The following is a 26,332-nucleotide window of genomic DNA, read 5'->3' on the forward strand; positions in this document are numbered from 1 at the left end:
GATCTGCCCGATGGAGGGGGCAACTACTGGAAACGGTAGTTAATCCTGCATAACGTCACAAGACCAAAGTGAGGGACCTTCGAACCTCGCACCATCGGATGAACCCAAATAAGATTAGCTAGTAGGTGAAGTAATGGCGGCACCTAGGCGACGATCCCTAGCTGGTCTGAGAGGATGACCAGTTACACTGAAACTGAGACGCGGTCCAGACTCCTACGGGAGGCAACAGTGGGAAATATCGCATAATAAAGGAAACCCTGATGCAGCCATACCGTGTGTGTGAAGAAGGCCTCCGGGTTGTAAAGCATTTCCAGCGGAGAAAAAAGCGATAGTGTTAACAGCGCTATCGATTGGTGTTACCCGCAGAAAAAGCACCGGCTAACTCCTTGCCAGCAGCCGCGGTAATAGGGAAGATGTGTACTGGGGTGAAGTCGTAACAAGGTAAGCGTAGGGGAACCTGCGGTTAGATCGCCTCCTTACCAAAACAATACGTCGAGTGACGTGTCCACGCAGATTGTCTGATAACTGTCACGAGCAAAGCAGGCCGACGGCGGCTTTATTATGCCGATTTTTCGTGTCCCCTTCGTCTAGTGGCCCAGGACACTGCCCTTTCACGGCGGTAACAGGGGTTCGAACCCCCTAGGGGACGTCACCTTGCTTGTTATTTCAGAGCGTGTTTGCATTTTCAAGGCGCGCTGCGAAATACCGCTCTTTAACAATCCGGAACAAAGCTGAAAATTTGAAACACATGTTGAAGTGCAAACTCAGTATGAGAGTCTCTCAAACAAAGTAAGCAAACCTGAGATAACGTGCAAGCGTTATCACTGTACTGCGAAAGGCACTGTCGTCTCCGCGCGGTCTTCATAGACTACGCCAAGGTAAAAGTGAGCAAGCGGTGACAGGGCAAGGTGCACGGCACGCAGGCACTGCAGTGGACTTAGCGTCCGTGAGGATGACGAGTACCGGGCAACGCAGTCCTGGTAACATGTAGCCAGCCGAAAAGCAGACAAACAGCTCAGGGTTGTGAGGTTAAGTGACTAAGCGTACACGGTGGATGCCTAGGCAGTCAGAGGCGATGAAGGACGTGCTAATCTGCGAAAAGCGCCGGTGAGCTGATATGAGGCGTTATCAGCCGGCGATATCCGAATGGGGAAACCCGGTGCAATTCGTTGCACCATCGTTAAGTAAATCCATAGCTTAACGAGGCGAACCAGGGGAACTGAAACATCTCAGTACCCTGAGGAAAAGAAATCAACCGAGATTCCCCCAGTAGCGGCGAGCGAACGGGGAACAGCCCAGAGCCATCATCAGCTTGCGTATCAGGAAAACGGTCTGGAAAGTCCGGCGACAGAGGGTGATAGCCCCGTATCCGAAGGTGTGCTTGTTGTGAGCTCGATGAGTAGGGCGGGACACGTGATATCCTGTCTGAAGATGGGGGGACCATCCTCCAAGGCTAAATACTCCTGACTGACCGATAGTGAACCAGTACCGTGAGGGAAAGGCGAAAAGAACCCCGGCAAGGGGAGTGAAATAGAACCTAAAACCGTGTACGTACAAGCAGTGGGAGCATCCTTCGGGGTGTGACTGCGTACCTTTTGTATAATGGGTCAGCGACTTATATTCTGTAGCAAGGTTAACCGCATAGGGGAGCCGTAGGGAAACCGAGTCTTAACTGGGCGTCTAGTTGCAGGGTATAGACCCGAAACCCGGTGATCTAGCCATGGGCAGGTTGAAGGTTGGGTAACACTAACTGGAGGACCGAACCGACTAATGTTGAAAAATTAGCGGATGACTTGTGGCTGGGGGTGAAAGGCCAATCAAACCGGGAGATAGCTGGTTCTCCCCGAAAGCTATTTAGGTAGCGCCTCGTGAAGTCATCTACGGGGGTAGAGCACTGTTTCGGCTAGGGGTCCATCCCGGATTACCAACCCGATGCAAACTGCGAATATCGTAGAATGTTATCACGGGAGACACACGGCGGGTGCTAACGTTCGTCGTGAAAAGGGAAACAACCCAGACCGCCAGCTAAGGTCCCAAAGTCATGGTTAAGTGGGAAACGATGTGGGAAGGCCCAGACAGCTAGGATGTTGGCTTAGAAGCAGCCATCATTTAAAGAAAGCGTAATAGCTCACTGGTCGAGTCGGCCTGCGCGGAAGATGTAACGGGGCTAAACCATGCACCGAAGCTGCGGCAGCGACACGTAAGTGTTGTTGGGTAGGGGAGCGTTCTGTAAGCCTGCGAAGGTGGCCTGTGAGGGCTGCTGGAGGTATCAGAAGTGCGAATGCTGACATAAGTAACGATAAAGCGGGTGAAAAGCCCGCTCGCCGGAAGACTGAAGGTTCCTGTTCAACGTTAATCGGAGCAGGGTGAGTCGATCCCTAAGGCGAGGCCGAGAGGCGTAGTTGATGGGAAACAGGTTAATATTCCTGTACTAAATGTGACTGCAAAGGGGGGACGGAGAAAGCTAGGTTCGCCGGGCGACGGTTGTCCCGGTTCAAGCGTGCAGGTGGAAAGAGCAGGCAAATCCGCTCTTTCATAACACTGAGGCGTAATGGCGAGCCACCACGGTGGTGAAGGAATTGATGCTACGCTTCCAGGAAAAGCCTCTAAGCTCCAGGTCACATCAAATCGTACCCCAAACCGACACAGGTGGTCAGGTAGAGAATACCCAGGCGCTTGAGGGAACTCGGGTGAAGGAACTAGGCAAAATGGTGCCGTAACTTCGGGAGAAGGCACGCTGGCATGTAGGTGGAGGGCCTTGCGCCCCGAGCTGAAGCCAGTCGCAGATACCAGCTGGCTGCAACTGTTTATTAAAAACACAGCACTGTGCAAACACGAAAGTGGACGTATACGGTGTGACGCCTGCCCGGTGCCGGAAGGTTAATTGATGGGGTTATCCATAAGGAAAAGCTCTTGATCGAAGCCCCGGTAAACGGCGGCCGTAACTATAACGGTCCTAAGGTAGCGAAATTCCTTGTCGGATAAGTTCCGACCTGCACGAATGGCGTAATGATGGCCAGGCTGTCTCCACCCGAGACTCAGTGAAATTGAACTCGCCGTGAAGATGCGGTGTACCCGCGGCAAGACGGAAAGACCCCGTGAACCTTTACTATAGCTTGACACTGAACATTGGGCCTAGATGTGTAGGATAGGTGGGAGGCTTTGAAGTGTGGACGCCAGTCTGCATGGAGCCAACCTTGAAATACCACCCTTTAATGTTTGATGTTCTCACTCAGGCCCGTCATCCGGGCAGAGGACAGTGTCTGGTGGGTAGTTTGACTGGGGCGGTCTCCTCCCAAAGTGTAACGGAGGAGCACAAAGGTTAGCTAATCACGGTCGGACATCGTGAGGTTAGTGCAAAGGCATAAGCTAGCTTAACTGCGAGAGTGACGGCTCGAGCAGGTGCGAAAGCAGGTCTTAGTGATCCGGTGGTTCTGCATGGAAGGGCCATCGCTCAACGGATAAAAGGTACTCCGGGGATAACAGGCTGATACCGCCCAAGAGTTCATATCGACGGCGGTGTTTGGCACCTCGATGTCGGCTCATCACATCCTGGGGCTGAAGTAGGTCCCAAGGGTATGGCTGTTCGCCATTTAAAGTGGTACGCGAGCTGGGTTTAGAACGTCGTGAGACAGTTCGGTCCCTATCTGCCGTGGGCGCTGGAAGATTGAGAGGGGCTGCTCCTAGTACGAGAGGACCGGAGTGGACGCACCACTGGTGTCCGGGTTGTCATGCCAATGGCATTGCCCGGTAGCTACGTGCGGAAGAGATAACCGCTGAAAGCATCTAAGCGGGAAATTTGCCTCGAGATGAGTCTTCCCTGAGGCCTTGAGCCTCCTGAAGGGACGTTAAAGACGATGACGTTGATAGGTCGGGTGTGTAAGCGCTGCGAGGCGTTGAGCTAACCGATACTAATGACCCGTGAGACTTAACCTTACAACACCTGAGCTGTTTGAGAGGGAAAAAGCCGAAGCCGTAACGAACGTTAACGGCAAAGCGCCAGCGACGTGGCTGCGGAAAGCCAATGCCGAAAGCATACAGCTCTGTAATGCGGAGGCAGGGCGTGAACGCGTGCGCCAAAGACAAGACAATATCAGCGATGTTCCGGCATAACGCCTGACGGTCACGAGAGTGAGGGTCGGGCGGCAAAAGCAGTCTGTGCGGCGGAAGCGGCACGGAAAGAGAATTTGCCTGGCGGCACGAGCGCGGTGGTTCCACCTGAACCCCATGCCGAACTCAGAAGTGAAACGCCGCAGCGCCGATGGTAGTGTGGGGTCTCCCCATGCGAGAGTAGGGAACTGTCAGGCATCCATTACGTCCCAACGGGTAAGCCCGGGGTGACGAGCAGGTTCAACGAGCCCTCTGCCTTCGCAGAGGGCTTTTTGTTTTTGCGGACCACGGCGACCCGCTGCCGGCGAGGCAACTGTAATGACACACTGAATTTGGCCACCTGAACAGAAGTGATATGCTCACCTCAGAACAACACGGGTGCACCAATGAAAAGAAGAAATTTTAGTCCTGCATTCAAACGCGAATCCGCTCAACTGGTTGTCGACCAAAATTACACCGCCGCGTAAGCAGCAAAAGCCATGGACGTCGGCCTTCCTACGGTGACAAAATGGGTAAAACAACTGCGTGATGAGCGACAGGGGAAAACGCCAAAAGTCTCTCCCATAACCCCGGAACAAATCGAAATACGTGAGCTCAAGAAGAAGGTATAACGCATTGAAATAGAAAATGAAATATTAAAAAAGGCTACAACGCTCTTGATGTCAAACTCCCTGAACAGTTCTCGTTAATCGGGAAACTCAGAGCGCATTATCCTGTGGCCACACTCTGCCACGCGTTCAGGGTTCATCACAGCAGTTACAAATACTGGAAAAGCCGTCCTGACAGGCCAGACGGCAGGCGAACGGTATTGCGCAATCAGGTTCATGAACTGCACAATATCAGCCATGGTGCAGCTGGCGCGAGAAGTATCGCCACCATGGCAACCCAGAGAGGCTTCCGGATGGGGCGCTGGCTCGCAGGCAGGCTCATGAAAGAGCTGGGGCTGGTCAGTTGTCAGCAGCTGACGCACAGGTATAAGCGTGGCGGTCAAGAGCATGTTGCGATCCCGGATTATCTTGAGCGCTAGTTCGCTGTAACGGAGCCAAATCAGGTATGGTGCGGCGATGTGACGTATATCTGGAGCGGGAAACGCTGGGCACACCTTGTGGTTGTTTTTGATCTGTTCGCGAGGAAACCGATGGGCTGGGGTATGTCGTTCTCCCCGGACAGCAGACTGCCCATCAAAGCACTGGAAATGGCATGGGAAACGCGTGGTAAACCAGCCGGAGTGATGTTCCACAGCGATCAGGGTAGCCACTATACGAGCAGGCAGTTCTGACAGTTGCTGTGGCGTGACCGGATCAAACAAAGCATGAGTCCGCGTGGTAACTGTTGGGATAACAGTCCGATAGGGCGCTTCTTCAGAAGTCTGAAAAACGAGTGGATACCGGTAATGGGCTACATAAGCTTCGGCGAAGCAGCTCATAAAATTATCGACTATATCGTGGGATATTACAGCGCACTCAGGCCGCATGAATATAACGGTGGGTTGCCACCAAACAAATCAGAAAATAGATACTGGAAAAACGCTAACGCGGTGGCCAGTTTTAGTTGACTACTACAGATTGAGGGGGAATTCTGGTCGCAACAAACGGCGCTATTTATTGAACAGGCAGCGCTGCTACAACAGCCGCCGTTACAGCTGATGCCGGTATATTAATTGTTTTATCGCCTACGTTATTCATTTTGGAGAGACACTATTTATGAAAAAAATATGGTTTGCGTTAGTAAGTATCGCGTTGGCATTCAGCGCCTCGGCCGCGCAATTTACTGAAGGTCAGCAATATGTCCAGCTCGACAAGTCGTTGACCAGTGAACCCCAAGTGCTGGAATTTTTCTCGTTTTACTGCCCGCATTGTTATCAATTCGAGCAGGTCTATCACATCTCCAGCACGGTGAAAAAAGCGCTGCCTGCCGGCACCAAAATGACCAAATATCATGTGGATTTCCTGGGGCCGATGGGCAAACAGCTGACCCAGGCCTGGGCTGTAGCCATGGCGCTGAGGGTAGAAGACAAAGTGAGTCCGCTGCTGTTTGATGGTCTGCAAAAAACGCAAACCATACAAACGCCGGACGACATCCGCGCGGTGTTTGTCAAAGCGGGCGTCAGCACGGAAGAGTATGATTCCGCCTGGAACAGCTTTGTCGTGAAATCTCTGGTCGTACAGCAGGAGAAAGCGGCCACCGATCTGCAGCTGCGCGGCGTGCCGGCAATGTTTGTCAACGGCAAATATATAATGAAAAACGATGGGCTGGATATGTCGTCAATGGACGCTTACACCGAACAATTCGCCGATGTCGTGAAATTTTTGCTGAGCCAAAAGTAAACTCGCTTGCGGGTGAATGAAGCACAACGCCGGCAGATGCCGGCGTTGTCGTTTGTGGTGAAGCCGCAAACAGCCAGTATCTCTTTAATCTGCCGAAGGATAATGCTATTGCCCGCAACGGGCCATAGCAGGTTTATATCCACAATAGCAATACCCTTGTGATGATATTTGCTATTGCCGGGTTAATATATTAATCACTTGATAATAAAGGTTTTTTGTCTAGCGATATCACAAATATCGCGGCTGTCAATAAAAACTATATTTTTTACTCACAAAGTTATCCACAGTATGATCCTGCGGATCTGGCTGCATTCGCGGTATTTTTATCGCCCTTATGCTACGCTAACCATCGTCTCCGGCTGCCGGCTGTGGCATGCTACCCCTAATGTTTGCTGACTAAAAAGAACGAAATACGCTATGGTGCAAATCGCAGAAAACCCGATTATTCTGGTGGATGGTTCTTCTTATCTTTACCGCGCCTATCACGCCTTTCCGCCGCTGACCAATAGCGCGGGGGAACCGACCGGGGCGATGTACGGCGTATTGAATATGCTTAAGAGCCTGCTGGTGCAATACCGACCAAGCCATGTTGCGGTGGTGTTTGACGCCAAGGGCAAGACGTTCCGCGATGAGTTGTTCGAGCATTACAAATCCCACCGGCCGCCCATGCCGGATGATCTGCGCAGTCAGATAGCGCCGCTGCATGATATGGTCAAAGCGATGGGTCTGCCGTTGCTGGCCGTCAGCGGCGTCGAGGCCGATGACGTTATCGGGACGCTGGCGCTGGCGCTGGCGGCGGCGCGCGACAGCCGGGATGTCCTGATAAGCACCGGCGATAAGGACATGGCGCAGCTGGTGTCGCCCAAAATTACCCTGATCAATACCATGTCCAACACCATTCTCGGCCCGGAGGAGGTGCAGCTGAAGTTCGGCGTGCCGCCGGAGCTTATCATTGATTATCTGGCGCTGATGGGCGACAGCTCCGATAATATTCCGGGCGTGCCGGGGGTGGGTGAGAAAACCGCGCAGGCGCTATTGCAGGGGCTGGGCGGGCTGGAAAGCCTGTATCAGCAGCTTGATAGCGTTAGTGGCCTGAGCTTCCGCGGCGCTAAAACCATGGCCGCCAAGCTTGAGCAGCACCGTAAGGTGGCTTTTCTCTCCTACCAGCTGGCGACCATTAAAACCGATGTGCCGTTGGACTTGCCTTATGACCGGTTAACGGTGGAAGAGCCCGAGGCCGAAGCATTGATGCTGTTGTTCCAGCGTTATGAATTCAAACGCTGGTTAAGCGCTTTGGAAGCGGGTAAATGGTCGCAGGGACGCAAAAGCGCCGTTGCGCCGCCATCGCCGTTTACTGCGCTCCGTCCAGCGGCGGCCGAGGAGCCGACCGAGGCGTTGTCGAAAGAGGGCTATGTGATTATCGACACTGTGGCGACCCTGGAGACGTGGATCGGAGCGATTCGGCACGCCGGCGTGTTCACCTTTGATACCGAAACCGACGGGCTGGATACGCTTACCGCCAATCTGATAGGGCTGTGTTTTGCCGTGAAACCCGGTGAGGCGGCTTATCTGCCGGTGGGGCACGACTATCTGGATGCGCCGGACCAGCTTGACCGCGCGGCGGTATTGGCGGCGCTGAAACCGGTTTTAGAAGATCCCGCCATCGGCAAGATTGGCCAGAATCTCAAATTCGATCGCGGAGTTCTGAAAAGGTACGATATCGAGCTGGCCGGCATTGCGTTCGATACCATGCTGGAATCTTACGTGTTGGACAGCGTCGCCGGCCGCCACGATATGGATAGCCTGGCAGAGCGTTTTTTACAGCACACCACCGTGAGCTTTGAGGAGATAGCGGGTAAAAGCCACAATCAGCTGACGTTTAATCAGATAGCAATGGAGCAGGCCGCGCCTTACGCCGCCGAAGACGCCGACGTGACGCTGCGTCTGCACCAAAAGCTGTGGCCACGTATTGAGCAGGCGCCGGAGCTGAAGAAGGTGTTTGAGGAAATCGAAATGCCGCTGGTGCCGGTCCTGTCGCGTATCGAGCGCACCGGCGTGCTTATCGACGAATCTATTCTTGCTGCACATTCGGTGGAGCTGGCCAAACGCCTGGAAGAGCTGGAAGGGGAAGCGCATCAACTGGCGGAGGAACCGTTTAACCTCTCTTCCACCAAACAGTTGCAGGCGATTTTGTACGATAAGCAGAAATTGCCGGTGCTAAAGAAAACCCCCGGCGGTGCCCCTTCTACCAATGAAGAAGTGCTGGCCAAGCTGGCGCTGGACTATCCGCTGCCGAAACTGATTTTAGAATATCGTGGCCTGGCCAAGCTAAAAGCCACTTACACCGATAAGCTGCCACAGATGATCAACCCGCTGTCGAAGCGGGTGCATACCTCCTATCATCAGGCCGTCACCGCTACCGGGCGGCTGTCCTCGAGCGACCCGAACCTGCAAAATATTCCCGTGCGCTATGATGAAGGCCGGCGCATCCGGCAGGCGTTCATCGCGCCGCCGGACGCGCTTATCGTGGCGGCGGACTATTCACAGATTGAGCTGCGCATTATGGCGCATCTCTCGCGCGACTCCGGTTTACTGAACGCCTTCGCTGCCGGCAAGGATATTCACCGCGCCACCGCCGCCGAAGTACTCTGTATGTCGCTCGAGAAAGTCACCCAGGATCAGCGCCGCAGCGCCAAGGCAATTAACTTTGGCTTGATTTATGGCATGAGCGCTTTCGGTCTGGCGCGTCAGTTGTCGGTGCCGCGATCGGAAGCGCAGAAATATATAAATCTCTATTTCGAGCGGTACCCCGGCGTTTTGGAATATATGGAACGCACCCGCAGGCAGGCCAGCGATCGGGGTTATGTTGAAACCCTGGACGGCCGCCGGCTGTATTTACCGGATATCCATTCGCGCAACGGTATGCGCAAAAAAAGCGCGGAGCGCGCCGCTATTAACGCCCCGATGCAAGGCACCGCCGCTGATATTATTAAGCGGGCGATGATTGCAATCGATGGCTGGCTGCAGCAGGAAGCGCCGCCGGTTCGCATGATTATGCAGGTGCACGATGAACTGGTATTTGAAGTGCAGCGCGATGCGGTTGAAAGTGCCAAAGCACGGATTAAGGCGCTAATGGAAGGCTGTTTTAAACTGGATGTGCCGCTGCAGGTGGACGTGCGCGTTGGAGAAAACTGGGATCAAGCTCACTAAGTGACAAATGACTAAGTACTTTTTGTAATTAAGCTACATTAAAGTGTGATGTATTTCTACAAGAAGCATTCCTTATACGTAAAAAGGTAAAAGTAAACTACAAAAAGTGCTTTTGCCCCATCAAAAAATAAGGTAAAGTTATCGGCGTAGGGTACAGAGATAAAATGTTCTATTTTTCAGACTTTTTACCTCACGTAGTCAAATTTGGCTAAGTATTAGCCGCCCAATCTATCTAGTAACTAGGGCGTTTTTTATTGGGCGCTGATAAACTCGGCCAGGAGCGCCGCCGTCTCGACCGTTGGGGGCTTGCGGTGGGTTGCACTCCCAAAACGGTGGCCTCGATCCTATCGAGGCGAGGGCGCGAGCGGAACCGTGTACTGATTAGACTAGCGTGCCGGGTGCCTAAACGCACCGTCGCCCTGTTAGGCTGTGATATCGCGGGCACGGAGGCTAACAGTGCTATCGCGGCATTAGAGCCGCGGCGACCCAGACAGCGCTTAAACCGCGGACGTCAGGCCGCAGCGCTGTGGTACGGGCGTTAAATAGCGCTGTTATCGCTATTAGGCCGTGACGCTGCAGAAATTTTAGCGCGTTATTCTGTCTCCGGGGACCCTTCTGGAGCTGGCGGGAAGGCGGCAAACCAATCGTCCAACTTTTGCCGCAGCTTATCTACCCCCTGTTTTTTTAGCGATGAGAAGGTTTCAACCTGAACATCGGCCATAAAGGCCAGCGCCGTTTCGCGCACTTGATTCAGCTGCGCCTTGCGGGCGCCCGAAGCCAGCTTATCGGCCTTGGTGAGCAGGACCAGCACCGGAATATTGACATCGACCGCCCATTGCACCATTTGCTGGTCGAGATCTTTCATCGGATGGCGGATATCCATTAATACCACCAGCCCCTTGAGGCTGTCGCGCATTTGCAGATATTCGCCCAGGGCGCGTTGCCATTTGCGTTTCAGTTCTTCAGGCACTTTGGCGTAGCCATAGCCTGGCAGATCGGCCAGTCGAACGCCGGATTCCACCTCAAACAAGTTGATAAGCTGGGTGCGGCCGGGGGTTTTACTGGTCCTGGCCAGGCTTTTTTGATTGGTCAGGGTATTAAGCGCGCTGGATTTTCCGGCGTTGGAGCGCCCTGCGAAAGCGATTTCAATCCCGCTGTCGACCGGCAAATGGCGGATATCCGGCGCGCTGGTCACGAAATGGGTCAGCTGATAGTTATAGGATTTGGTCAACGGTATCCTCTCTCTGGAGATGGCATATTAACGGCAATTATACCGATTATGGCCCGGGATGCGTTTTTTATCTTCGTCCGCGGGCGCAGTCACCTTTTTTCTTGCGCGGCTTTTTGATGGACTCCGCCGCGACGGTAGACGTGATTACCCTTACCCAAGAGCAAACATTATGAATCCATCAGCACGGGGCGGCCGTGGCAAGCCCGGCGACGCGCGCAAGAAGAAGCAGCGTAAAAGTCGCGAAGAATTGAATCTCGAAGGGCGCGAGCGTAAGCGGCAGAAAAAACGCCGCGGGCTGGTTGCCGGCTCGCACAGCCAGTGCGGCGTCGGCGACACTGTGCGCCAGAATAAATCGTGCGCCGCAGGATAGCCGCATCGGTAGGCCGCATCGGCAGTAAGAAACCCGTGCCGCTGACGGAGGGGGGGACGGTCACGCCACGCAAAGCGCCCTCTGGCGCACCGCCGCCGCAAGAGCTGAAGGAAACGGTCGAGCAGGAGCTGGCTCGCCTGGAAAATGAAGAGCATCTGGGATGCCTTACTACAGCGCCTTGAGCAGGATGAAACCCTTTCTACCGCCGAAAGACGCTATGTGGATCAGGTGCTTGATCGTATCGATGAGCTGATGACCGAACTGGGCATCGAACTTGTTGACGATAAGGAAGAAAAACAGACGCAGCAGGAAGATATGCTGCTGCTCCTCAAACGCGGCTACGACAAAAACAGGTTCTAATCCTTGCAGGCATTGATGCTACTATTAACGCTATTGTTAACCTGTTATCTTCTGTGGTTATCGGGTAGACTATGTCGCCTCTCGCGACGCAAGGCGCGGCTGCAGGCGGCGCGCGGCGCGGTACGCCGACCCGCTCTTCCCGTCAGACGGCGCCGTCGACGTCCCCCGAGTAAGAAGTAAGCCGTGAAATCACTGCCAGCAATCAAATGGGATTCGGCCATCATTCAGAAATATAACCACTCCAAACCGCGCCATACCTCCTATCCCACCGCGCTGGAATTCAGGGAAAGCTATGATGATGCCGCGTTTGCCGCCGCGGCGAGCCGTTATTCCGGACGGGGCCGCTGTCGCTGTATGTTCACAGCCCTTTCTGTCACAAGCTGTGCTATTTTTGCGGCTGCAATAAGATAGTCATGCGGCATAGTGAAAAAGTCGATGAGTATCTCGACACGGTGGCGCGAAAAATCCGCGCGCGATCGCCGCTGTTCGCCCGCAGGCAATGCACTGGGGGGCGGTACGCCGACCTTTTTATCGGTAGCGCAGCTGGTGACGATAAGCGCGGACGCCTTGGAAATCACCGCCCGGGGCCGCCTGCTGGCGCGCAACATCTGTATGTGTTTCGATGCCTATCTGCGCGCCAGCAGGTGCCAACGGCAGATTTCCCGGGTGATATGATCTGCCCCTTTCTGCCATCAGATAGAAAGGGGCTGTAATGAGGGTATGAGGACGGCCGCTCACTTCAATGAATTAATGAGCGCGGCACACATCACCGCCGCCAGCGCTGTTTGTGGGGCATGCCCCACAACGATGACTGCGTCTAACCCATGCGTCACGTAAGTGATAAGTGTCTGCACCATGGCTTGTCTCCCGTTGTGCTGCACAGAAATAATACTGAGCCGGCCCACAATGTAAATAGTTTATACGCCAATGTGGCATTACCGGCGCACGCTGTGCGTCGCGATCGGGATTACTCCATTCCCAGCTCTTTCAATTTGTGCGTAAGCGTGTTGCGGCCCCAACCGAGCAAATGGGCGGCCTCCTGCTTATGGCCCTGGGTATGGCGCAGCGCGGTGGTCAGCAGGGTGCGCTCCATTTCTGGCTGTGCTTCCGACGGCAAATTTTGATGACCAGAACGCAACGCGCGATCGGCCCACTGCGCCAGCAGTGTGGCCCAGCTGTCCGGCAGCGATTTCGCCACGTTGTCCGGCGCGGTGGTTTCAAACAGCTCCGGCGGCAGATCTTGAATCAATACCTCTCGTCCGGCGGCCATCACCGTCAGCCAGCGGCAGGTATTTTCCAACTGGCGCACGTTTCCCTGCTAGGGCAGGCGGGTCAGCGCGGTCTCGGTCTCCGGGTGCAGATTTTTCGGCTCCACGCCCAGCTCCCTGGCCGCCACCTGCAGGAAATACCGCGCCAGCCGTGGAATATCTTCCCGGCGCTCGCGCAGCGGCGGCAGATGTACGCGGATAACGTTCAGACGATGGAATGAATCCTCGCGAAAACGGCCTTCCTGCACGCGCAGTTCCAGGTTCTGGTGGGTGGCGGCGATAATGCGTACATCCACCTTCACCGGGGCATAACCGCCGACGCGGTAAAACTGGCCGTCCGCCAGCACGCGCAATAGACGGGTTTGCACATCCAGCGGCATATCGCCGATTTCGTCCAAAAACAGCGTGCCGCCGTCGGCCTGCTCGAAACGGCCCTGACGGATTTGATTGGCGCCGGTAAACGCCCCTTTTTCATGGCCAAACAATTCCGACTCAATCAAATCCTTCGGAATCGCCGCCATATTCAGCGCGATAAACGGCGCCTTGGCGCGCGCTTCCAGCACCTGGCTGCCACCTTCAAAGGTGGTGCAGGTCAACCCGGCTTCAGTGAGTGCGCGTTCAAGCAACCAGCGGATAAAGCTATCGTCGTCGACGATCTAGACTATCCCTCGTTGCATACAGAACCTCACTGGCGAATAGACAGGTAGACCAAAAACTCGGTATGTCCCGGCCAACTGTTAAATTCAATCTTTCCTGAATTCTGATCGATCAGACTGCGGGCGATGGAAAGTCCCAGGCCGGTTTCCCCTTCGCGGCCGCTGACCATGGGATAAAACAGCGTATCCTGCAATTGCGCCGGAATTCCCGGACCGTCGTCCTTGATGTCAATGCGCGCCACCAGCCGGTAGCGCACCTCGTGCAGCGTCAGCTGGAAGGCGGTACGCGTTCTGAGGGTAATGGTGCCGCCCTCCTCGCCCAGCGCCTGCAGCGAATTGCGGGTGATATTCAGCAAGACTTGTTCCATCTGATCCGGATCATGGATCAACTCCGGCAGGCCGGGATCATAATCCCGCACCAGCGTGACATTGTCTGACATCTCAAGCGACACCAGCTTAAACACCCTTTCGCAGACCTGATGGATACTTTGTGTCACATGCATACCGGGCTGCTGTGGGCCCAATAACCGGTCGACCAGATTGCGCAACCGATCGGCCTGTTCAATGATTATCTTGGTGTATTCCGTCAACGCCGGGTCCGGCAGTGCTTTGACCAGCAGCTGCGCGGCGCCGCGAAGGCCGCCAAGGGGATTTTTAATCTCATGGGCGAGGCCGCGCACCAGATCCCGCGCGGCAACCTGCTGTACATGCTGCAGCTGTTCCTGGCTGAGGCAGCGCTGATTATTCATCGGCGCCAGCTCCATCAGAATAATAGCCGCTGCGCGGTCAGCGACAGGACATGCGCCCTGCCGTCCACCACCAGCGTCACTTCGTTATCGGTGAATCCCTGTCCTGCGTTCAGACTTTCGCGCATTAGCTCGACATTGAGGGAAAAAAATAGCCCAGCAATTCCGGCAACGGGGTGCCAAACAGCTTACGCGAGCTTTGTGCCAGCAGCTGTTGCGCCGCCGGGTTGGCGTAATGCACCGCTAGATCGTTATCCAGCAGCAAAATACTGGTAATTAACGAATTAAGGATCTGCCCAGCTTCGGGCAGTGTGCCGGTTGCCATTTAGCAGTCTCCCGCACTCTGTTAATGCAAAGCGCTTGATGGTCGGTGATGGCGCATGGCAATCGCGCCAGGTTTGGTGGAGAAAAAAGCCCATCCGAAGATGGGCTGAAAGTTTCCACGGCAACAAAAAACTCGGGTGATTAAATACTGTAATACAGCTCGAACTCTACCGGGTGCGGCGTCATGCGTACGCGGTCGTTTTCTTCCGTGCGCAGCGCGATATAGGCATCGATGGTGTCGTCTGTAAACACGCCGCCGCGGGTCAGGAACTCGCGATCCGCATCCAGGGCGTTCAATGCTTCCTCAAGGGAACCGGCCACGGTTGGGATTTCGCTGGCTTCTTCCGCCGGCAGATCGTAGAGGTTTTTATCCATGGCGTCGCCGGGATGGATTTTGTTGATAATGCCGTCCAGGCCGGCCATCAACAGTGCGGAGAACGCCAGGTATGGGTTGGCGGCCGGATCCGGGAAGCGTACTTCGATACGGCGTGCTTTCGGGCTGGCGACCACCGGAATACGGATGGAAGCGGAGCGGTTACGGGCGGAGTAAGCCAGCATGACCGGTGCTTCATAACCCGGGACCAGACGCTTGTAGGAGTTGGTGGTCGGGTTGGTCAGCGCATTGATGGCTTTTGCATGCTTGATAACGCCGCCGATGTAGAACAACGCCGCTTCAGACAGGCCGCCGTACTTGTCGCCGGAGAACAGGTTGTTGCCGTCTTTGGTCAAGGACATATGGCAGTGCATACCGGAGCCGTTATCGCCAAAAATCGGTTTCGGCATGAAGGTCGCGGTTTTGCCGAACGCATGGGCAACGTTATGGACGATGTATTTGTAAATCTGGATTTCGTCTGCTTTTTTAGTCAGGGTATTGAAGCGGGTGGCCACTTCGTTCTGGCCGGCGGTTGCCACTTCGTGGTGATGCGCTTCCACGACCAGGCCCATTTCCGCCATAGTCAAACACATGGTAGAACGCAGATCCTGCGAGGAATCGACCGGCGGAACCGGGAAATAGCCGCCCTTCACGCCCGGACGGTGGCCTTTGTTGCCGCCTTCGTAAGCTTTACCGGTATTCCAGGCCGCTTCGATATCTTCGATCGCGACATGCGAACCGGAGATAGAGGTGCCGAAACGAATGTCGTCGAACAAAAAGAATTCGGGCTCGGGTCCAAACAGGACCTGATCGGCGATGCCGGAGGACTTTAGGAAGTCTTCGGCACGTTTGGCGATGGAGCGCGGATCGCGATCATAGCTCTGCATGGTTGCCGGCTCAAGAATGTCGCAGCGGATGATAAGCGTTGACTCTTCATAAAACGGATCCATGACGGCGGAGGATGCGTCGGGCATCAGCACCATGTCGGACTGGTTAATGCCTTTCCAGCCGCCAATGGAGGAGCCGTCGAACATTTTGCCTTCTTCAAAGAAGTCTTTTACGTCTTCTTCGCTGATCGGCGCAGGGATCGTAACGTGCTGCTCTTTACCTTTGGTATCAGTGAAACGTAAGTCGATGAATTTTACTTCATGTTCTTTAAGCATCGGCATGACTTGTTCAACGGACATAACTCATATTCTCCCGGATGTTGCTTGTTGTCGTCGTGGAACGAACGCCTATGGATTAAATTTTCTGCCTTACAAGGTCTATAGCTAAAACGGTGCCAACATTGCCAAACCGCCACGAAACGCATCGCTACGGACTTTTGCGGTGCGCCGGACTGCACCAGATTGGCCGGATTGAACCATAGTAGTGTATTTGGCACCGGCGTGGGCACTATTTTGGTGCATGTGGCCGGGCGGAGGGGAATTTTGCACCGGGAAGGGGATGCGGCGGCGTGCAAAAAGACACAATCGCCAAGAACGACGGATCTTGTTTAGTCCCTCGCCTAATCCGTGTACGATAACGCGCTATTTCTAATGCCTGAGGCAAAGTTGTGATCGAAAATCTGCGTAACATCGCCATCATCGCGCACGTAGACCATGGTAAAACTACCTTGGTTGACAAATTGTTGCAACAATCCGGCACGCTAGGTGACCGTAATGATGCAACCGAACGCGTGATGGACTCCAACGATTTGGAGAAAGAGCGTGGGATTACCATTCTCGCTAAAAATACCGCCATCAACTGGAACGATTACCGCATCAACATCGTCGACACCCCCGGACACGCCGACTTCGGCGGCGAAGTTGAGCGCGTAATGTCAATGATTGACTCGGTATTGCTGCTGGTCGATGCCATGGATGGTCCGATGCCCCAGACCCGTTTTGTGACGCAGAAAGCGTTCGCTTATGGTCTGAAACCTATCGTGGTTATCAACAAAGTTGACCGCCCCGGTGCGCGCCCCGACTGGGTGGTGGATCAGGTCTTCGATCTGTTCGTCAATCTCGGCGCCACCGACGAGCAGCTTGATTTTCCGATCGTCTACGCATCAGCGCTGATGGGCATTGCCGGTCTGGAACATGAAGACATGGCCGACGATATGACGCCGCTGTTTAAATCCATCGTGAAAAATGTCGAAGCGCCAAACGTTGACGTCGACGGCCCGTTCCAGATGCAGATTTCCCAGCTGGACTATAACAGCTATGTCGGTGTTATCGGCGTCGGGCGTATCAAGCGCGGCTCGGTGAAACCGAACCAGAACGTGACCGTGGTGGACAGCGAAGGCAAACGCCGCAACGGTAAAGTGGGGCAGGTTTTGGGCCATATGGGCCTGCAGCGTATTGAATTTAAATTGGCCGAAGCCGGCGATATCATCGCGATTACCGGCTTGGGCGAGCTGAATATTTCCGATACCTTTTGCGATCCGGCTCAGGTAGAAGCGCTGCCGCCGTTGACGGTCGATGAACCGACCGTCTCCATGTCGTTCGGCGTCAACACCTCGCCGTTCTGCGGTAAAGAAGGGAAATATGTCACCTCGCGCCAGATCCTGGAACGTCTGAACAAAGAGCTGGTACATAACGTGGCGTTGCGGGTGGAGGAAACCGAAGATCCGGATACCTTCCGCGTTTCCGGCCGCGGCGAGCTGCACCTCTCGGTGCTTATCGAGAACATGCGTCGTGAAGGGTTCGAGATCGCCGTTTCCCGCCCGAAAGTCATTTTCCGTACCGTCGATGGCGCTAAACAGGAACCTTTTGAATCCGTTACGCTGGATATTGAAGAGCAGCATCAGGGACCGGTTATGGAAGCGATGGGCATCCGTAAAGGCGAGATGCGCGACATGCTGCCGGACGGCAAAGGCCGCATCCGTCTGGATTACGTGATCCCGCGCCGGGGCTTGATCGGTTTCCGCACCGATTTTCTGACCATGACCTCGGGTACCGGTCTTTTGTACTCCACCTTTAGTCACTACGACGATGTGCGTCCCGGTGAAATCGGCCAGCGCCAGAACGGTGTGCTGATCTCCAACGGTCAGGGTAAAGCGGTAGCCTACGCCCTGTATAGCCTGCAGGACCGTGGTCGCCTGTTCCTGGGGCACGGTGCGGAAGTTTACGAAGGCCAGATCATCGGTATTCACACCCGCTCCAACGATCTGACGGTGAACTGCCTGACCGGCAAGAAGCTGACCAACATGCGCGCGTCCGGTACCGACGAAGCGACGACGCTGGTGCCGGCGATCAAGATGTCTCTGGAGCAAGCGTTAGAATTCATCGATGATGATGAATTGGTGGAAGTGACGCCGCAATCCATCCGTTTGCGTAAGCGTTATCTGACCGGAAACGAACGTAAGCGCGCCAATCGCTCGTAACGGTTGACGCCTGCCGCCGCGCGCCGTACTACAGAAGGGATGGCGCCCGCCTTCGCTTGGAAGCGCTTCCCCGTTATATTTCCTCATAGCGCAGCGTAATTGCCTGCTGCCGGCAATAATCGACAAACTTTGGCGCCGGCCGTCTGTCGGTGACTAACGTGGCAAAGGCGGTTAGCGGGCCGATTCGGGCGGGGCGGACAGAGTCAAATTTACCATGATCGACCACCAAGAATGGGGTACTGCGCCATGGCGAGGGCGCGTTGTTTTAACGCTAATTCATCGAAATGAAAGCAAGTGGCGCCACTTTGCAGGCAGAGGCCTGCGGCGGAAAAGAACGATTTGGTCGGGCAGATATCGTCAAGCAGCGAGTCGGGCGTCAGCGGGGTAAAGGTGGCGTTGGCAGGATGATAGAGTCCGCCGCACAAAATGGCGTTACAGCGCGGTTCCTCCCGCAGCGCTGAAAATGTGTTCAGCGAATAGCAGACGGCGGTAAACGCCAGATCGTCGTCAATGGCATCGATGATAAACGGTTTTGTGGTGCCACAATCGAAAAACAGCGTGTCATCCGGTTCGATCAGTGTCGCCGCCAGACGACCGGCCTGCGCTTTTTCGTCGACGTGATGCAGTTCGATACGAAATAGCGCGTTACTGCGTTGTTGCGCGGCGCAGTGACGATATAACCCCCCAGCAGCACCAGCGACGCCGTTTCGGCGCTTTAAATCCCGGCGGTCGGTCATCTCGGAAACACCAAGCAGCGCGGCGGCGTCTTTTAGATGCAGTTTGTCCGTTCGCTTCAGCGCCTGTTTCAGTCTATTAATTTGTTCTTCACGCCGCATTTCCATGGGACTATCCCGCTGTTGCCTGAAAGAAGGAGACCGGGGCTCGCCCTTCGAGCTGAGTCGCGTTTAACTCCTCACGCACCCTTAAGGTCCGTACGCGCCGGGCAGACCGTTGTGGAGATATTACCCGCAATGGCACTACCACGCAAACCGCCCCCGTTCACTATTCCCCTGATTCGCAGGCCATTTACAATCCAGACCGCGGAGGGGTAGAGGGGGATGACCCGGCAGGGTTTTGTCTGCCGATACAGGGTAGGCTTCAATGTTTACAACATAACATTATTACGAACTAATAAGTAACTTACCGGCATATCCCTCCTTAATAAGCGTTAGGTGTAAATCTAATTACATTTATCATTGGTTAATTTTGGCTAAATAGCACTAGAAAACTTAACTCATGAAGAGGATAGGGATATGGATATTACGGCCATCGGTGTCTACGTTTCACCCCGCGCCACGGCAACGGCGGGATACCACGGTACCCTCAACGCCGGTATCTCGCCGACGTTACCCCAGCCGACGACCTTGTCGTGCGACATTTACGCATTCCGGTAACAATACAGGTTATAAACCTCCCTGCCATTACCGTCATGCTCCCAGCGGAGAGACATATTGCCGTGACCAGCGACGCTGTCGCTACGCCTGTCGAGGATTAGCCCATGCCTCAGCCAAGCGTACAATTAGCCGACGGTTACCTGAATAAAACCTCGGTGTTCCAGTTTATCCTGCTGTCATGCCTGTTTCCGCTTTGGGGTTGCGCCGCCAGTCTTAATGACATTCTAATTACCCAATTCAAAAGCGTATTCGCGCTGAGCGATTTCGCCAGCGCCTTGGTGCAAAGCGCTTTTTACAACGGTTACTTCCTGATTGCCATCCCGGCGTCGCTGATGATCCGCAGCAGCAGCTACAAACTTGTCATTATTCTCGGTCTGATGTTGTACATCATCGGTTACGCGCTTTTTTATCCCGCAGCGCGTATGGCGACTTATACCATGTTTCTGGCGGCGATATTCGCTATCGCCATCGGACTCAGCTTTCTGGAAACCGCCGCCAATACTTACAGCGCGATGATAAACCATCGCGACTACGCCACCCTACGTCTGAATATCAGCCAGACTTTTTATCCGGTTGGGGCGCTTATGGGCATCGTGCTGGGGAAATACCTGGTATTCGACGAGGGCGGCAGTCTGGAAAGCCGCATGGCATCAATGACGGCCGGACAGATTCATGCGTTTCGGCTGTCGATGCTGGAAAATACGCTTGAGCCCTATAAATATCTGATTATGGTGCTGATAGGCGTGCTTTTCTTGTTTATGCTGACCCGATGCCTTCACTGTAAACCCCAGGCCGTACATCGCCACGCGTCGCCGGGCATGGGTGAAACCTTGCGCTATCTGGCGGCCAACCGCCGGTTTCGTCGTGGCGTGATGGCGCAGTTTCTTTATGTGGGGTTGCAGGTGGCGGTATGGTCGTTCACCATTCGTTTGGCGCCGTCGCTAGGGGCGGCGAATGAGCGCCATGCGTCCAACTTCATGATTTACAGTCTTATTGGCTTTTTTATCGGCAAATTTATCGCCAATTGTCTGATGACCCGCTATAACGTGCAGAAAGTGCTGATCGCCTATTCCGCCATCGGCGTCCGCGATGCTGGCGTATGTGATGCTGGTGCCGAATTTTGGCGCTGTCTATGCTGCTGTCGCCGTCAGCGCGTTGTTCGGGCCCTGTTGGGCCACCATTTACACCGGCACGCTTAAAATGGTAAAGAACCGGTACACTGAAGTAGCGGGAGCGGTGATTGTAATGTCCTTCATGGGCGCGGCGATCGTCCCGGCACTACAGGGTATGTTTCCGATTACCTAGGCTTCCTGCAGCGATCTTTTGGCGTGTCGCTGCTGTGCTGTGCTGTGCTGTGCTGTGCGTTTGTCGGCTATTATTTCTGGGGGGAGTTGCGTCATCAGGAGCGCCGGCGTACGGCGCCGAGCCCCGCCGCGCAAAGCAAATTTTAGCCGGCGATCGCCGGCGGCGGCTTAAGTTGCTTCCGCTCGGCCGAAGGTCAGCAATGGGTTCCCCCGGGTGGAGGTTCACGATCCCGTCCGTGGGCGGCAAGCCTCGGCTTCGTTCGGCGGCGCACCCAGCCCTGTCATGGGCTACCCAGCTCTGTTTGGCGGGTGCCTGTCGCTCGCCCGCAGGTTCACAGCGCGGCGGCAGAAAAAATCGTTTCTTCGGGCATCCCGCCGGTTCGTTGGCGGCCTCGGTGGGACCTCTTTTCCCCCTCCGGGAAGCCGCGATCGCGCTGTTCAGTCAGGCCGTTTCCCGCTACAGTGAAGATCTCACGAAGGATTTCGGAGGGACCATGCTATATATCTTTGATCTGGGGAATGTCGTCATTGATATCGACTTTAACCGCGTACTGGGGGTCTGGAGCAATTTCAGCCGTGTCCCGCTGGCCACCCTGCAAAAAGAGTTCGTCATGGGTGAAGTTTTTAAGCAGCACGAGCGCGGCGATATTACAGATGAAGCGTTCGCCGCTAAAATTTGTGGCGAACTGGGCATCGCGCTGAGCTTCGAGCAATTCACCGCCGGCTGGCAGGCGGTATTCGTCGCTCTGAGGCCCGAGATGGTGGCTATTTTGACCCGGCTGCGCGAACAGGGCCATCGAGTGGTGATCCTCTCCAATACCAACCGTTTGCATTGCGATTACTGGCCGAGCCAGTATCCCGAAGTGCAAGACTGTGTCGATAAACTCTATTTGTCGCAGGATCTGGGCATGCGTAAGCCGGACCCGGCTATTTATCGCTACGTGCTGGCGCAGGAAGGGGCGCCGGCCAGCGGGGCGGTTTTCTTTGATGATAAAGCTGATAATATCGCCACGGCGCGTGAGGTGGGTATCCGCAGCGTGCATGTGACGGACCGAGAGATTGTGCCGGCATTTTTTGCCTGACGTCAGGAAAGCGTGGACGTCCTGCGCTGATGCGATCAGCGCAAAGAGGGTGGGCGATGACGGGTCTTCGGCTGGATAAGCTCATGCCGGTGCTGCACTTTATCCGGCACTTGGGCAAGCGGGTTTACCGTAATAATATTACGGTACTGGCAGGCCATCTGGGGTATGTGTCGCTACTGTCGCTGGTGACGGTCATTTTTGTGCTGTTCGCCGTCTTTCCGGTGTTTTCCGACGTCAGTGTCGAGCTGCGCCATTTTATTTTCACCAATTTCATGCCGGCGCCCGGCGACGTTACCCGGTGCTATCTGGAACAATTCATTCTCAATTCGAGCCGAATGACCGCGGTGGGCACCTGTGGTCTCATCGTCACCGCGCTGCTTCTGATTTACTCGGTGGATACGGTGCTCAATAGTATCTGGCGCAGTAAAAACAAGCGGCCGATTATTTTCTCTTTCGCCGTCTATTAAATGGTGTTAACCCTGAGCCCGCTGCTGGCGGGCGCCAGCATGGTGTTGAGCTCGTATCTATTTTCTCTTACTTGGCTGAATGTCAGCGGCGCCAACGATATAGTGACGCTCCTGCTGCAAATTTTTCCGCTACTGCTTTCCTGCGCGTCGTTCTGGCTGCTTTATAGCCTGGTGCCGACGGTGCAGGTACCGGCGCGGGATACGCTGGTGGGCGCGTTGGTGGCGGGAGCGTTGTTTGAACTGGGGAAAAAAGGATTCGGGCTGTATGTCACCCTGTTTCCGTCCTACTAGCTGATTTACGGGGTGTTGGCGGTAATCCCCATTCTGTTTCTTTGGGTGTACTGGAGCTGGTGCATTGTATTATTAGGGGCGGAGATCACGGCGTCGCTCAGCGAGCACCGCCAGGCCACCGCGCATCACGCCGCCTAGATTGTAAGGGATACTGATGATAGCCTTGATACAACGGGTCACGCAGGCCAGCGTCACCATCGACAATGAGGTGGCGGGCGCGATAGGTCCGGGGCTCCTGATCCTGCTGGGTGTTGAGCGGCAGGATGATGAACAGAAGGCGGTCAAATTGTGTGAACGCGTGCTGGCTTACCGTATATTCAGCGATGAGCAGGGCGAGATGAACTTGAATGTGCGCCAGTCGGGAGGGAGCGTACTGGTCGTGTCCCATTCACCCTGGCGGCGGACAGCGATCGGGGCCTGCGTCCGGGGTTTTCCCGCGGTGCGGCGCCGGCGGATGCCTGGCGGCTGTATGATGACTTTACCGACCGCTGCCGGCAAACCGGTATTCGGACCGAAACCGGCCGCTTCGGCGACGATATGCAGGTGACGCTGGTCAACAACGGGCCGGTAATTTTCTGGCTGCAGGTCTGAACGGCCGGACGGCATATTTAAATTAAGAGAGATTGTATGTATCACTTGCGCGTTCCGGAAACCGAACAGGAGCTTCAACAATACTATCAGTCCCGCTGGGAGATGCTGCGCAAACCGCTACATCAGCCCCCGGGTTCCGAACGTGACGCTTATGACGGCATGGCGCATCACCAGATGGTGGTGGATGAGCGGGGCAAGCCGGTGGCGGTGGGGCGACTTTATATTAATGCCGATAATGAAGCCTCGATACGCTTTCTGGCGGTGCGCCCGCAGGTGCAGGATAAGGTCTCGGTACGCTGGTCGCAATGACGCTGGAGTCCGTGGCGCGCCAGGAGGGGGTCAAGCGGGTGGTGTGTAGCGCCCGTGAAGATGCGGTGGCCTTTTTTGCCAAACTGGGGTTCATTAATCAAGGTAAAATTACCCCCCCCCTCTACCACCCCTATCCGGCATTTTCTGATGATAAAGCCCATCGTCAGCCTGGATGACATCCAGCATCGACCCGACTGGTGCGGGCAGTTGCAGCAGGCCTGGTATCAGCATATATCGCTCAGCGAGAAAATGGGCGTGCGCATCAGTCAGTATACCAGGCAGAAGTTTATGACCAACCATGCCCGAGACTGGCAACCAGAATCCACACCATACGCTTTTTGCCGGCAGCCTGTTTTCGCTGGCGACGCTGACCGGCTGGGGGCTGATTTGGTTGCTGCTGCGCAAGCGCCAGCTGGGCGGTACCATCATTCTGGCCGATGCGCACATCCGCCACACCAAACCGGCGATCGGCAGGCCGGGGGCGATAGCGGATTTGGGATCGCTATCGGGCGATTTGGACAGGCTGGCGCAAGGGCGCAAAACGCGAGTGCAGCTGGAGGTGGAGCTGTACGGCAATGATGTCAAGGGGGCCATCTTTGAAAGCATTTTTCTGGTCCTGCCGCTGTCGCTGGATATTCCCCTGGAGCGAGGCGGCTCTAACGCCGGCTGAGGTTGAGCGCGGTGATACGGCGCCCGCTGCGAGCGGCCCTGTCAGGGCAGAGGCGTCGCCACAATCTCCCCGTGGCGCAAGCTTTGGGTGAGCATTTGACCCGTTGTGTTCTGCACCTGCAGTGCGCCGTTCAGCGAAGGCTTGAGCGGCGCGGCCGCCGTCATCTGTCCCCGCAGTTGCAGTTTGAGATTGGCGTTGCCCGTCAGCGGCAGCGTCGGCCACCCCCAATTATGCAGCACGTTGACTGGGACCGCCCGCCTGTTGAGGTTGAGCGTAAAATCCCGCGGCGGGCGCTGGCTGACGGTCGCGGTGGCTTCCAGCAACCTCTTGCCGGTGAAAGCGCTCAGCTCGCTGATAGAGAGCGCATCACCAGTAGTTTCCAGCGCCAGCGACGGCTGGAGCACATCGGTTTTGTTGAATGTGGCATCGCTGCCGTTCAGGGGCAGGTTGCCGGACCAGACTCCCCATTGATGGTCGCGCGCCAGCACCAGTTGCCTGCCGGCGACGGAAAGGGCGGTGATCTGGAAGGGAAACGCCGGCGTAATATCAATAATCAGGTTGCGGTTGGCGTTCAGTGTGTCCACCGACACGCCCGCAGCCAGGATGGCAGCGACTGGAGCCAGGTCGCGCGCCAGTTCGCGGGCAGAGTATATTCCAGGCCGACTATCATCAGCTCATCCAGCGCCAGCTTACGATCCTGCCGCAGCCAGCGCCCGCTGGTGCGCAGTAACCCTCTTTCCCAGCGGCCGCTGAATTGGCGGGATCTCAACGCCCTGCGGCGAAAAAGTCATATTGGCAAGGGTGTCCGTCAAATGCACGCTGCCGTTGATTAAATCGTTGGCGTTGAACGAAAGCGAACCGTCCTGCGCCGACCAGTCGCCGTTCTGGAAAGTCATCTCGCGCAGGGTTAAATCCAGATCGTTAAACGCACAGTTGCGTCCCTCCATACGCGCATCAATCAAATCGACGCGGCGCAAAGTGATTTTGGGCACCGAGAACACATGGCGCAAAAAATCGTGCAGCGTTTTTCCGACTGCAAACGCACATTGCTCAGCCTAGGGTATCGACCTGCCAACTGCCGTCTGGCGCGCGTCGGGCGGTGCCGGTGAGCTCCCCTTGATAAAGATCGGCGCTGAGGTTATCCAGGGTGAGCGCCTGATTGTTAACCTCCCCCTGGACCAGGACATTTTGCGCCGGAACGCCGTTGAGCGTGAGCGAACGGGCGCTGAGCTGGAAACGCGCCTGTGGGCCCAGCGGATAGCCGACCTGCGACTGCCAGGGCGAGATGCCGGCGTTGACGTTCTGGCCGTTGAGCCGCCAGTCGTCGTGCTGGTCGCTGACCGCCATGCCGTTGAGCCGCAGTGTGTAGTGGTGGCACGCTGAATTTGGCCACCTGAATAGAGGTGATATGCTCACCTCAGAACAACACGGGTGCACCAATGAAAAGAAGAAATTTTAGTCTTGAATTCAAACGCGAATCCGCTCAACTGGTTGTCGACCAAAATTACACCGCCGCGCAAGCAGCAAAAGCCATGGACGTCGGTTTTTCTATGACGACGAAATGGGTAAAACAACTGCGTGATGAGCGACAGGGGAAAACGCCAAAAGCCCCTCCCATAACCCCGGAACAAATCGAAATACGTGAGCTCAAGAAGAAGGTACAACGCATTGAAATAGAAAACGAAATATTAAAAAAGGCTACAGCGCTCTTGATGTCAGACTCCCTGAACAGTTCTCGTTAATCGGGAAACTCATAGCACATTATCCTGTGGCCACACTCTGCCACGTGTTCAGGGTTCATTGCAGCAGTTACAAATACTGGAAAAGTCGTCCTGACAGGCCAGACGGCAGGCGAACGGTATTGCGTAGTCAGGTTCATGAA

General features: G+C 55.3%; 11 protein-coding genes, 1 tRNA gene, 2 rRNA genes, 10 pseudogenes and 1 other annotated feature (1 of these 25 cut by a window edge). Of the genes and pseudogenes, 15 read left to right on the forward strand and 9 right to left on the reverse strand.

Going from position 1 to position 26,332, the window contains the following annotated elements; genetic code table 11:
* Positions 1–479 (forward strand) — a sequence feature (16S ribosomal RNA rRNA prediction is too short) (it extends 128 nt beyond the left edge of the window).
* Between the two features lie 97 nt (positions 480–576).
* The 6 genes and pseudogenes from ACTBDU_RS03870 (at position 577) to polA (ending at position 9,647) form a co-directional block, all read left to right on the forward strand.
* Positions 577–649, forward strand: a tRNA-Glu gene (locus ACTBDU_RS03870).
* Between the two features lie 378 nt (positions 650–1,027).
* A 23S ribosomal RNA gene (locus ACTBDU_RS03875) occupies positions 1,028–3,936 on the forward strand.
* A gap of 254 nt (positions 3,937–4,190) precedes the next feature.
* A 5S ribosomal RNA gene (gene rrf / locus ACTBDU_RS03880) occupies positions 4,191–4,307 on the forward strand.
* Positions 4,308–4,496: 189 nt separating this feature from the next.
* Positions 4,497–5,665 (forward strand): annotated as a pseudogene (locus tag ACTBDU_RS03885) (IS3 family transposase).
* A 148-nt stretch (positions 5,666–5,813) separates the two neighbouring features.
* Complete coding sequence (dsbA, locus tag ACTBDU_RS03890; protein WP_438805621.1) at positions 5,814–6,437, forward strand: thiol:disulfide interchange protein DsbA; 624 nt, start codon at positions 5,814–5,816, stop codon at positions 6,435–6,437.
* Between the two features lie 417 nt (positions 6,438–6,854).
* Entirely contained in the window at positions 6,855–9,647 is a 2,793-nt protein-coding gene (gene polA / locus ACTBDU_RS03895) for a DNA polymerase I (RefSeq protein WP_438805622.1), read from the forward strand.
* A gap of 592 nt (positions 9,648–10,239) precedes the next feature.
* Here polA and yihA read toward each other — a convergent pair.
* Positions 10,240–10,878, reverse strand: a complete 639-nt coding sequence (gene yihA, locus ACTBDU_RS03900; protein WP_438805623.1) for a ribosome biogenesis GTP-binding protein YihA/YsxC — start codon at positions 10,876–10,878, stop codon at positions 10,240–10,242.
* A 169-nt stretch (positions 10,879–11,047) separates the two neighbouring features.
* Here yihA and yihI point away from each other — a divergent pair.
* Positions 11,048–11,608: pseudogene (gene yihI, locus ACTBDU_RS03905) on the forward strand (Der GTPase-activating protein YihI).
* 183 nt (positions 11,609–11,791) lie between these two features.
* A pseudogene (locus tag ACTBDU_RS03910) lies at positions 11,792–12,154 on the forward strand (oxygen-independent coproporphyrinogen III oxidase); the annotation flags it as partial.
* A 188-nt stretch (positions 12,155–12,342) separates the two neighbouring features.
* On the opposite strand, the gene ACTBDU_RS03915 reads toward ACTBDU_RS03910, so the two are convergent.
* From ACTBDU_RS03915 to glnA, 4 genes and pseudogenes are all read right to left on the reverse strand, one after another.
* Positions 12,343–12,465: a YshB family small membrane protein gene (locus ACTBDU_RS03915; protein WP_438805624.1), complete on the reverse strand. Its 123-nt coding sequence runs from the start codon at positions 12,463–12,465 to the stop codon at positions 12,343–12,345.
* Between the two features lie 110 nt (positions 12,466–12,575).
* Positions 12,576–13,427: pseudogene (locus tag ACTBDU_RS03920) on the reverse strand (sigma 54-interacting transcriptional regulator); the annotation flags it as partial.
* A 134-nt stretch (positions 13,428–13,561) separates the two neighbouring features.
* A pseudogene (glnL, locus tag ACTBDU_RS03925) lies at positions 13,562–14,603 on the reverse strand (nitrogen regulation protein NR(II)).
* 140 nt (positions 14,604–14,743) lie between these two features.
* On the reverse strand, positions 14,744–16,162 hold the full coding sequence (gene glnA / locus ACTBDU_RS03930) for a glutamate--ammonia ligase (RefSeq protein WP_438805625.1): 1,419 nt from the start codon (positions 16,160–16,162) through the stop codon (positions 14,744–14,746).
* 368 nt (positions 16,163–16,530) lie between these two features.
* On the opposite strand from glnA, the gene typA reads away from it, so the two are divergent.
* Positions 16,531–18,342, forward strand: a complete 1,812-nt coding sequence (typA, locus tag ACTBDU_RS03935; protein ID WP_438805626.1) for a translational GTPase TypA — start codon at positions 16,531–16,533, stop codon at positions 18,340–18,342.
* A gap of 209 nt (positions 18,343–18,551) precedes the next feature.
* On the opposite strand, the gene deoR is transcribed toward typA, so the two are convergent.
* Positions 18,552–19,184 (reverse strand): DNA-binding transcriptional repressor DeoR, encoded by a 633-nt coding sequence (gene deoR / locus ACTBDU_RS03940; protein ID WP_438805627.1) that lies wholly within the window; start codon positions 19,182–19,184, stop codon positions 18,552–18,554.
* A 656-nt stretch (positions 19,185–19,840) separates the two neighbouring features.
* Here deoR and fucP point away from each other — a divergent pair.
* From fucP to fabY, 5 genes and pseudogenes are all read left to right on the forward strand, one after another.
* A pseudogene (fucP, locus tag ACTBDU_RS03945) lies at positions 19,841–21,187 on the forward strand (L-fucose:H+ symporter permease).
* A gap of 347 nt (positions 21,188–21,534) precedes the next feature.
* A complete protein-coding gene (gene yihX, locus ACTBDU_RS03950) occupies positions 21,535–22,122 on the forward strand; it encodes a glucose-1-phosphatase (protein ID WP_438805633.1) in 588 nt (195 codons plus the stop codon).
* 56 nt (positions 22,123–22,178) lie between these two features.
* A pseudogene (locus tag ACTBDU_RS03955) lies at positions 22,179–23,018 on the forward strand (virulence factor BrkB family protein).
* A 16-nt stretch (positions 23,019–23,034) separates the two neighbouring features.
* A pseudogene (gene dtd, locus ACTBDU_RS03960) lies at positions 23,035–23,471 on the forward strand (D-aminoacyl-tRNA deacylase).
* 36 nt (positions 23,472–23,507) lie between these two features.
* Positions 23,508–24,450 (forward strand): annotated as a pseudogene (fabY, locus tag ACTBDU_RS03965) (fatty acid biosynthesis protein FabY).
* Positions 24,451–24,491: 41 nt separating this feature from the next.
* Here fabY and ACTBDU_RS03970 read toward each other — a convergent pair.
* From ACTBDU_RS03970 to ACTBDU_RS03980, 3 genes are all read right to left on the reverse strand, one after another.
* Positions 24,492–25,040: an AsmA family protein gene (locus tag ACTBDU_RS03970; RefSeq protein ID WP_438805628.1), complete on the reverse strand. Its 549-nt coding sequence runs from the start codon at positions 25,038–25,040 to the stop codon at positions 24,492–24,494.
* A 99-nt stretch (positions 25,041–25,139) separates the two neighbouring features.
* On the reverse strand, positions 25,140–25,451 hold the full coding sequence (locus ACTBDU_RS03975; RefSeq protein ID WP_438805629.1) for a hypothetical protein: 312 nt from the start codon (positions 25,449–25,451) through the stop codon (positions 25,140–25,142).
* 49 nt (positions 25,452–25,500) lie between these two features.
* Complete coding sequence (locus ACTBDU_RS03980; protein WP_438805630.1) at positions 25,501–25,797, reverse strand: hypothetical protein; 297 nt, start codon at positions 25,795–25,797, stop codon at positions 25,501–25,503.
* Between the two features lie 92 nt (positions 25,798–25,889).
* On the opposite strand from ACTBDU_RS03980, the pseudogene ACTBDU_RS03985 reads away from it, so the two are divergent.
* Positions 25,890–26,332 (forward strand): annotated as a pseudogene (locus ACTBDU_RS03985) (transposase); the annotation flags it as partial.

The organism is Sodalis sp. (in: enterobacteria) (assembly GCF_051710625.1).
Classification (GTDB): Bacteria; Pseudomonadota; Gammaproteobacteria; order Enterobacterales; family Enterobacteriaceae; genus JBPESN01.